The sequence below is a fragment of the Candidatus Magnetobacterium casense genome (assembly GCF_019173545.1).
In the GTDB taxonomy this organism is placed as follows: domain Bacteria; phylum Nitrospirota; class Thermodesulfovibrionia; order Thermodesulfovibrionales; family Magnetobacteriaceae; genus Magnetobacterium; species Magnetobacterium cryptolimnobacter.
Map to the genome: position 1 here is coordinate 1 of NZ_JABXWD010000129.1, position 9,227 is coordinate 9,227.

7 protein-coding genes are annotated in these 9,227 nt (G+C 51.7%); 5 read left to right on the forward strand and 2 right to left on the reverse strand.

Going from position 1 to position 9,227, the window contains the following annotated elements; genetic code table 11:
- Window positions 1-163 precede the first annotated feature (163 nt).
- The 4 genes from HWQ67_RS08470 (at window position 164) to uvrB (ending at window position 5,517) form a co-directional block, all read left to right on the forward strand.
- Window positions 164-628 (forward strand): adenylyltransferase/cytidyltransferase family protein, encoded by a 465-nt coding sequence (locus HWQ67_RS08470; RefSeq protein WP_320414556.1) that lies wholly within the window; start codon window positions 164-166, stop codon window positions 626-628.
- Between the two features lie 223 nt (window positions 629-851).
- On the forward strand, window positions 852-2,585 hold the full coding sequence (locus tag HWQ67_RS08475) for a GAF domain-containing protein (RefSeq protein ID WP_218252253.1): 1,734 nt from the start codon (window positions 852-854) through the stop codon (window positions 2,583-2,585).
- Window positions 2,586-2,590: 5 nt separating this feature from the next.
- On the forward strand, window positions 2,591-3,451 hold the full coding sequence (locus HWQ67_RS08480; protein WP_218252254.1) for a UbiA-like polyprenyltransferase: 861 nt from the start codon (window positions 2,591-2,593) through the stop codon (window positions 3,449-3,451).
- Between the two features lie 74 nt (window positions 3,452-3,525).
- The gene (gene uvrB, locus HWQ67_RS08485) at window positions 3,526-5,517 is read left to right on the forward strand and encodes an excinuclease ABC subunit UvrB (protein WP_425340711.1); all 1,992 of its coding nucleotides are present in this window, start codon (window positions 3,526-3,528) and stop codon (window positions 5,515-5,517) included.
- A gap of 21 nt (window positions 5,518-5,538) precedes the next feature.
- Here the strand turns inward: uvrB and HWQ67_RS08490 are convergent, their stop codons facing one another.
- Window positions 5,539-6,003 carry a chemotaxis protein CheX gene (locus tag HWQ67_RS08490; RefSeq protein WP_218252256.1) on the reverse strand — a complete coding sequence of 155 codons (465 nt, stop codon included), beginning with the start codon at window positions 6,001-6,003 and terminating at the stop codon, window positions 5,539-5,541.
- A 500-nt stretch (window positions 6,004-6,503) separates the two neighbouring features.
- Window positions 6,504-7,334, reverse strand: coding sequence for a tetratricopeptide repeat protein (locus HWQ67_RS08495; protein WP_218252257.1), 831 nt, complete (start codon window positions 7,332-7,334; stop codon window positions 6,504-6,506).
- 236 nt (window positions 7,335-7,570) lie between these two features.
- Here HWQ67_RS08495 and gatA point away from each other — a divergent pair, with 236 nt between their 5' ends.
- A complete protein-coding gene (gene gatA, locus HWQ67_RS08500) occupies window positions 7,571-8,971 on the forward strand; it encodes an Asp-tRNA(Asn)/Glu-tRNA(Gln) amidotransferase subunit GatA (RefSeq protein WP_218252259.1) in 1,401 nt (466 codons plus the stop codon).
- The last annotated feature ends 256 nt before the right edge of the window (window positions 8,972-9,227 follow it).

The following is a 9,227-nucleotide window of genomic DNA, read 5'->3' on the forward strand; positions in this document are numbered from 1 at the left end:
CCCCTACAAGAAGGGCGGCTCCGCCCCCTCCTTGACCTCCCCTGCAAGGGGACCAGTCCCCTTGACCCCGTTTATCTTACCCACCAAAAGTTTATGCACCCGTGCATAAGAGCAATAGGGTGCATTTAAAATCCAGTGTCATTTAGTGTATAATGATGTTGCTGTGGATAACAAGTTTTACCCTGTTGGAGTTCTCTGCCACGAGCTGGAGAAAAGAAGGGCGATGTCAGAGAAGATCGTCTTTACAAACGGTTGCTTTGACATCCTCCATGCAGGACATATCAGGTATCTGTATCAGGCCAGGGCATTTGGCGACGTGCTTGTCGTTGCGATTAACTCTGACGCCTCCGTAGGCAGACTAAAGCCCGGCAGACCAATCGTGTCACAGGCGGAGAGGGCAGAGGTCCTGGGCGCCCTGATGATGGTTGACTATGTAACAATCTTTGACGAAGATACCCCATACGAAATCATCAGGGCGCTAAGGCCACACGTGCTCGTCAAGGGCGGCGACTGGAAAATCCAGGACATCATAGGGGCAGACCTCGTACCGGAGGTGCATAGCGTCACATACGTCGGCGGCATGTCTACCACAAACATTATAAATAAAATCAGGGAACGTACAACCTGAACCAACAGCTCATAACAGGTTGAGAAGCCTTCCTCGTTTACAATCTTAATCTTTCAGGGAGAGCCAAAAATTATTTACACAAAAACATGTCGTTTTCTTGTACAATATATCCGTGGGTGTCACCGTATGAAGGCAGAGGGTAAAACCCTGAATCGGTACATGCGCCGGCTCTGCCTGTTGGCAGATACGGACAAATATTTGAGATTCCAACTTAGGTGTAATTATGGATAATACTAAACTCAACATGGTGTGTGGCTGGTGTAAGAAGATAAAGGCCGACGACGTCAAATGGCAGACCGTAGAGGAGTTCCTTGCCTCTGCCGGCCTTGGTGATTCCACGCATGGGATGTGCCCCGATTGCTCCGAAAAGATATTCCAGAAGCGCGTGTATCTTGAGAGCTACCAAAACATATGCAAGGTGATCAGCTCCAGCCTCTCTCTGGATGAGGTGTTGAACCTCATAGTGACAAACGTGGTAAAGGTCATGAACGTCAAGGCTTGTCTGCTGCGATTGATAAACAAGAAATCGAGGACGCTGGACGTTGCCGCCCACTTTGGCCTCAGCGACGAGTACGTCAACAAGGGGTCGGTCGGCATTGACAAAAGCGTGGAGGATGCGCTGTCGGGCAAGTCCGTGTCGGTATACGACATAACCCTCGATGCACACTCCAAGTACCACAAGGTGGCAGTGCAGGAAGGCATACGGAGCATCGTATCGATTCCGCTGAAGTTCAAAGACGAAATCATCGGTGTCCTGCGGATGTACATATCCGAGCCGCGCGACTACACCGAGGAAGACCTCAAGTTCGTCTCCGCCATCGCCGAACAGGCCGCCATCGCAATTATGAACGCAAAGGCATTTGAGACCATCGTCTCTCAGGAGAAGCGATACCTGAGCCTCTTCCAGGAGATATCCAGGACGGTCAGCTCCTCGCTCAACCTAGGCGAGGTCCTGGACATGATAGTACGGAAAATCCCTGAGGCTATGCAGGTAAAGGCCGCCACTATCAAACTCGTTGACGATAAATCAAAAAAGATAAAGATGGCCGCCTCCTTTGGCCTCAGCGATAACTTCCTGGCAAAGGACCCCGTCACGGAGGGCATAAATATTTCGGAGGCCCTCAGCCACATATACCAGCAGACCTCGTCTCTGCCCTTTCTCAAGGAAAAGGACATGCATCTGCTTGACGGCCTGAGCTATATCCCTGAGACCATCTACGACGCCACAACAGACCCCAGGATACTGAACAGGAAAGACATGATCGATGAGGGCATAAAGAGTATCCTCACCGTGCCCATAATAGTCCGGCACAAGTTAATAGGCGTCCTGAAGCTCTTTTCGGGCTGGTACAGGAACTTTACCCAACAGGAGATAGATTTCTCTGCCTCCCTGGCTGCCCAGTGCGGCATAGCCATAGAAAACGCCCGCATGTATGAACAGCGATACGTAGAGCTGACATACCTCAAGACCCTGCAGGAGACCACAAAACTCCTGAGCAAGACAACGGACTTCCACGAGGTACTGCAACTGATCGTGCGCAAACTCCCTGAGATAATGCACACCAAGGCGGCTACCATCAGACTCATCAATCCCGATACCAGGCAGTTGGAACTGATGGCCTCCTCCGGCCTTAGCAGGGACTACCTCGACAGGGGCAGCGTGGCCTTTGAGGCGAGCGTACAGTTGGCCCTCAGCGGTAAACCAGTCGCCATCTATGACGCAACAAACGACCAACGCATCATCTATAACAAAGAGGCCGCAAAGGAAGGAATCAAGAGCATCCTCGTTGTCCCCATGATGCTCTATGACGAAATCATAGGCGTGCTTAGGCTGCTGACAGAGCAACACAGGGCCTTTACGCAGGATGAGATAGACTTTGCCATGGCCCTTGCAGAGGAAGCCGCTGTTGCAATTGAAAAGACCCGATTTCACAACAAGGCGGCTGCCATGAGATAATCACTATGATAACGCTGCTCAATAAAATAAGCACGTACCTGAGGATGATAAAGTTCTCCCACAGCATCTTTGCACTGCCGTTTGCCTTTACTGCGGCCATACTGGCGGCCAATGGATTGCCGTCCTTGAGGCAGGGACTGTGGATAGCCGTTGCCATGGTCGGTGCTCGCTCGGCTGCCATGGGACTCAACAGGGTTGTCGATAGAAAGATAGATGCCCTCAATCCGCGCACAAGCTCCAGGGAACTGCCCGCCGGTACCATCAGCGTTACGGATGCCAGGGTGTTTGTTGCCGTATCGACGGTGGTGTTTTTTGTTGCGGCATACATGTTAAACCCCCTGTGTTTTAAGCTGGCACCGTTGGCCATAGGGATTATATTTTTCTACTCCTACACAAAGCGGTTTACGTGGGTGTGTCATCTTGTCCTTGGGGTGGCCATTGCGTTGGCGCCTCTGGGGGCATGGATTGCCATAAAAGGTAACTTCTCATATCAGATACTGCCCCTTGTTGCTGCCGTTATCTTCTGGCTTGCGGGCTTTGACACCATCTATGGCCTCCAAGATACGGATTTCGATAGGTCTCACGGCCTGTACTCCATACCTCAGCGATTTGGTGTGCGTGCTGCCTTGAGCATTGCCAGGGGGTTTCATGTCCTGGCGTGGATGCTGTTGGTACTCACGGGGGGCGTCTTTGGCCTGGGTATTGTATACTATGCGGGCATGGTTGGCGTGGCGCTGTTCTTCTGGTATGAACACTCGATCATCAGCAAGGATGACTTGACCAGGATCAATGTAGCGTTCTTTAACGCAAATGGGTATATAAGCATGACGGTGTTTGTCTTTGTGCTGATGGAGAAGTCCTTGTAACGGACAAGAGACAACAGCGCTTAGATGTGCTGTTGCATGTGAAGAAAACATCACTATTATGTTATATTACAATGGTGGAAGAGTTCAGACTTGTCAGCGGGCTTCTGCCAACGGGAGATCAGCCCAGTGCCATAGACGAACTTGCCCGTGGGGTCGAGGGCGGTTGTGCGGCACAGGTGCTGTTGGGAGTCACGGGATCGGGCAAGACCTTTACCGTGGCCAACGTCATCAACAAAGTCAACAAGCCCACGCTCGTCATCGTACACAACAAGACCCTTGCCGCTCAACTGTATGGCGAATTCAAAGAGCTGTTCCCCGACAACGCCGTGGAATACTTCGTCAGCTTCTACGACTACTACCAGCCGGAGGCATACATCCCCACCACCGATACCTACATAGCAAAGGACTCGATGATCAACGAGGACATCGATAGACTCCGGCACTCAGCCACAATGGCCATCCTCGAAAGACGTGACACCATAGTCGTGGCCTCCGTCTCCTGCATATACGGCATTGGTTCACCCCAGGACTACCTAGGCATGCACTTGGTTATCAACGAAAACGACCGCATCGCCAGAAACGACCTCGTCGAAAAACTCACCGAACTACAGTACAATCGCACGGAATCCGACTTCAAACGAGGTACACTGCGCGTGCGCGGCGACATAGTAGAGGTCTTTCCGTCCTTTTGTCGCGACATGGCTATACGCATTGAGCTTTTCGGTGATGACGTCGAGGGCATATACGAGTTCGACCCACTGAGCGGACAACGCCTGCGACGCCTCCGCTTGGTGGCCATCTACCCAAACACCCACTGGATCACCCCGCGTTACAGGATCGAGGCCGCCCTTGAGGGGATCAAAAGCGAAATGCTCACCAGCGTTGAACACTTCCTCAGGGCCGGCAAGGTCATCGAGGCCAGACGCATAGAACAACGCACCATGTTTGATATGGAGATGCTCAGGGAGTTTGGTTTCTGCAACGGCATAGAGAACTACTCACGCCATCTCAGCGGCAGGGCGCCCGGACAACCACCCTTCAGCCTCATAGACTACTTTGGCGGGGACTTCCTGACCATCATAGACGAGTCCCACGTTACGGTGCCGCAGGTGCGGGGCATGTACGAAGGCGACAGGTCGCGCAAACAGACCCTCATCGACTACGGCTTCCGGCTGCCATCGGCCCTGGACAACCGCCCGCTGACGTATGCCGAGTTTGATGAGCGCATCAGAAAGGTCATATACGTCTCCGCCACCCCGGCAGAGTATGAGGTCAAAAAGTCCAGGGGCCGCATCGTTGAACAGATCATAAGGCCAACGGGCCTGCTTGACCCCGAAATGTTTGTCCGTCCGGTGGCAGGACAAGTCGATGACCTCGCCGCAGAGATAAGACAGACCACCCAACAGTCCCAACGCATACTGGTGACAACTCTTACCAAAAAGATGGCCGAAGGACTGGCCGATTACTACAACGAACTCGGCCTCAAGACCCGCTACCTGCACTCGGACATAGATACCCTGGACAGGGTCAAGATACTGCATGAATTGCGTCTGGGGGTCTTTGACGTCCTCATCGGGGTAAACCTCCTGCGCGAGGGGCTAGACCTCCCGGAGGTGTCACTGGTAGCCATCCTGGATGCCGATAAGGAGGGCTTTCTCAGAAGCGAACGCTCACTCATCCAAACGGCAGGACGCGCCGCACGAAACGTCAACGGCAAAGTCATCCTCTACGCCAACACAATCACCGGCTCCATGAGGCGTGCCATAGATGAAACCACCCGCCGACGCCAACTACAGTTGAACTACAACCAACGCATGGGTATCACCCCCACCACCGTCAAAAACAACATCAAAGACATCCTGGCCTCCATCTACGAGGCCGATTACTGGACAGTTCCCGCTACCACCGATGCCCCTGAGGCCACGCCCCTGGATGAACAGGCCATCCTGGCACTCCAGCAAGAGATGAGGGAGGCCGCCAAAAAGCTCGACTTCGAAAGGGCCGCCATCCTGCGTGACAAGATCAAAGAGGCCAGAGAACTAGCCCTGCGCATTGGACTGTCCTGAGTCCTTGCGGGGGAACCCTACTTACTTCTCAAAGCATATCTCTACAAAGAACGAGCCGGCCACCGTCTCAAAAGGCACTATGACAATAGGCCCCTTGGTCTTGTGTGAGACCATGTGACCCTTGCCCACAATGATTGACGGGATGGCCAGGTCAAACTTGTATCCCTGCTCAGAGAGCAGCTTCTTGGCCCCACCCGTTACCATATTGGTAATTTCACCCACGGTGTCTGCCACGTCATTGTTGATTGTGGTGAAGGTTTCTCCGAGCATCTGAGAGGCAATGTGCAGTATCGCAGGTTCCGTAAATGTTATAGCCAGAGACCCCTTGGTCTGCTGCCCTGCAAGACCTATCAACCCGGTGACATCACCCTTGGCTGACGCCTCCTGCTTCAGAAACGGTCTGCCAGGTTTGGCCTGGGTATTGGCCATCGTCGAAAGCACCTTGACAATACTCTCCAGAAATGGATTTACAAATTCTACTTTCATATGTCTTACCTCATTTTTATTTTTTATGCCTTAATATTATCATAACCAACACACTTTTTTGTAAAAATAAACCCATTAAGAAACTATACTTTCGCACTTTTTCCTAAACAGGCATTTTATGCGGCTTGAAAAATGGACTCCCGCTTTCGCGAGAATGACAGCAGATGGCGTCTTTGGCCCGTCCATGCCTGCCCCTGGCTCGAACAGGGGTCATTCCTGTGTAAACAGGAATCCAGAAACTGCGAAACCATAGTAAGAAAGATACTTTTTTATCAACATTGTTTGATATACTGAAATGACACAGGTTTTTTCAGGCATGATAATTGAGTGTGAAATATGGGGTCAAGGGGACTGGTCCCCTTGCAGGGGGTTCTGAAGGGGCCAGGTGCGACCTGGAGCGCCAAGAAGCGGAGCCGCCCCTTTCTTTCTTGTATGCAGGCAATTTTGATACCCGAAAAAACTCGAATCCGATCAGTATAGCAACTTAGTCTTAGTCGTCTCTACTTACCGGACTTTTCGATGGGTGCCTTTTCCGGGGCTGTCGCTGCCGGCTTTTCTCCCATAGGAGGCTCAGATTGGCCACTTGGCTTGGTTCCGGAGGCAGGTATAGAGATCGGTATACTTTGAACGGCCTGAGCGTTATCGCCCTGCGTGGGTTTTGGCGGTATGTATGGGGAATTCGGGTAGTTTTTCTCCAGCTCTTGCATCTTTTTCTTGCTTTCGTCGTCTTTACCCTGTTTTTTGAGTATCTCTGCCATCTGGTACAGGACTATGTCTTTGTATACGGGGGTGCGCAATCTCTCCATCTGCTGTAAGGTCTCAGTGGCCTTTTCAAGTTTACCGGCCCCCTTGTACAGTTCAAACAGCTTGTACAGCGACAGCGGGAGAATATCTTCGTTACCGGCGTATTGTTTGTTCAGTTCGATCAGGGTCTTTTCCGCCTCGTCCATCTTGCCCATCTCATAGTAGGCACTGGCTATGTAAAAGAGGCTCACCGGGGATTTACTTTTTTCGTAGGCCTTCTTGAACTCCTCAAGGGCCTTTTGATAGCGCTGCTCCTTTGGGGGTTCGTTTTTGGGATCGCTCTTTTGGTACATATTGTGGTATGTTGTATAGGCTATCAATTGTTGCGATAGTGCGGCCTTTTTGCTGAATGTGACGTATCCCCACACGGTTATCGACAGGATGACTATTGACACCAGCACAACCTCTGCTATCAACATCTCTTTCCTGTGGGTATCGTAAAATCCCCTGAATTTTTCAACTACACCTGCAAGTTCATTTTGAGGATCAACTTTCTTTACTACCTTTTTCTTGATCTGTTTTGGCATCTCTTCTTCTCCACTATTATCTATAGATTACATATAATCAGTCTCTATGCGTAGTATAGATTAACATTTATGAAAGGTTCTGTCAACGTATCAAAAATTCGGGCAATTGGCACGATTGAAATAAACTAAACGACAATGATACAATAATAATCGGGATTAAGGTAATAGCTTAAGATTAAAGCAACAAAGGAGGCCAATTGAAACCATACACACTTACGCTCAGGCAAGCGCAAGAGATGCTCTCCGGCAAAGAGCTAACCCCGGTTGAACTTGCCGATGCAGTGTTTGACAGAATAGAGGCAGTTGATAATAAGGTACATGCCTACGTCACGGTTACGAAAGCCACGGCCATTGAGCGTGCCAGGGCAACAGGGTCCGGGGCATTGGGCACTCCGGTGTCGGGCATCCCCCTTGCCATCAAGGACAACATCTGCACACGAGGCATCCGTACAACCTGCAGTTCAAAGATACTGGAGAACTTTGTCCCCCCCTATGAGAGCACGGTCACGGAGAAACTGGGCGACTACGTGCTGGTGGGCAAGACCAACCTCGACGAGTTTGCCATGGGGTCTTCGACGGAGAATTCGGCGTTTTTCACGACCCTCAACCCCTGGGCCACGGACAGGGCACCAGGGGGCAGCAGCGGCGGGTCCGCAGCGGCAGTGGCTGCCGATGAGTGCATTGCAGCCCTGGGGTCAGACACGGGGGGTTCCATCCGTCAGCCGGCGGCTTTTTGTGGCGTTGTCGGCCTCAAGCCAACCTACGGCAGGGTGTCACGCTATGGACTTGTGGCCTTTGCCTCTTCGCTCGATCAGATAGGACCTGTCACAAAGACCGTTGAGGATGCAGCCATCCTGCTCAACATGATTGCCGGCAGAGACCACAGGGACTCCACCTCCGCAGACGTTGAGGTGCCGGACTTTACCAAGGCCCTCGGGGGTAGTCTCAAGGGACTGAAGATCGGTATCCCCGATGAGTACTTCATCGACGGCATGGACAAGGAGGTTCACCAGTGCATACTAAAGGCCATTGACGAACTCAGCGCACAGGGCGCAACCCCTGTAAAAATAAATCTCCCCCATACCGGATATGCCGTTGCCACCTATTATGTACTTGCCACCTCCGAGGCCAGCTCAAACCTCGCACGCTACGACGGCGTCAAATACGGAGTCAGGGTCGATGGCGACAACCTCACAGAGATGTACTTCAAGACACGTGCAGCGGGCTTTGGCAAGGAGGTCAAGCGCCGAATCATGCTAGGCTCCTATGCCCTGTCATCGGGCTACTACGACGCATACTACAAAAAGGCACAGCAGGTAAGAACCCTTATCAAGCATGACTTCGAAGAAGCATTTAAAAAGGTGGACGTTATCGTTACGCCAACATCACCGACAACGGCCTTTAAGATCGGTGAAAAGGCAAACGACCCCCTACAGATGTATCTCAGCGACATATTCACCATTTCGGTAAACCTTGCCGGAGTGCCGGCCATATCCATCCCGGCAGGCTTTGACTCCGGGGGATTGCCCGTAGGACTTCAGCTCATCGGGAGGTTCTTTGACGAAGAGACACTCCTCAAGACCGCATACACATACGAAAGAGCTACCCCATGGCACACTAACAGACCAACCCTGTAGCCTACAAGAAAAAGTTCAAAAACAAAAAAGAAAGGGGCGGCTCTGCCCCCCTTCAGAACCCCCTGCAAGGGGGCCAGCCCCCTTGACCCCATTTTACCATGCCTTTTTAAGAGAACACCCTTCAATGACAATTGCAATTGTCACCTGTCTATGGTTTCGCACTTTCTGGATTCCTGCTTACGCAGGAATGACACAGATGGGCGCAAAATACCATTTCTTGTCATTCCCGTGAAAACGGGAATCCATTTTCAAAAAC

Bases quoted from the DNA above. Each gene is read 5' to 3' on its own strand.
- HWQ67_RS08475 (WP_218252253.1), top strand. From the start codon at position 852: ATGGATAATACTAAACTCAACATGGTGTGTGGCTGGTGTAAGAAGATA.
- HWQ67_RS08480 (WP_218252254.1), top strand. From the start codon at position 2,591: ATGATAACGCTGCTCAATAAAATAAGCACGTACCTGAGGATGATAAAG.
- HWQ67_RS08490 (WP_218252256.1), bottom strand. From the start codon at position 6,003: ATGAAAGTAGAATTTGTAAATCCATTTCTGGAGAGTATTGTCAAGGTG.
- HWQ67_RS08495 (WP_218252257.1), bottom strand. From the start codon at position 7,334: ATGCCAAAACAGATCAAGAAAAAGGTAGTAAAGAAAGTTGATCCTCAA.
- gatA (WP_218252259.1), top strand. From the start codon at position 7,571: ATGCTCTCCGGCAAAGAGCTAACCCCGGTTGAACTTGCCGATGCAGTG.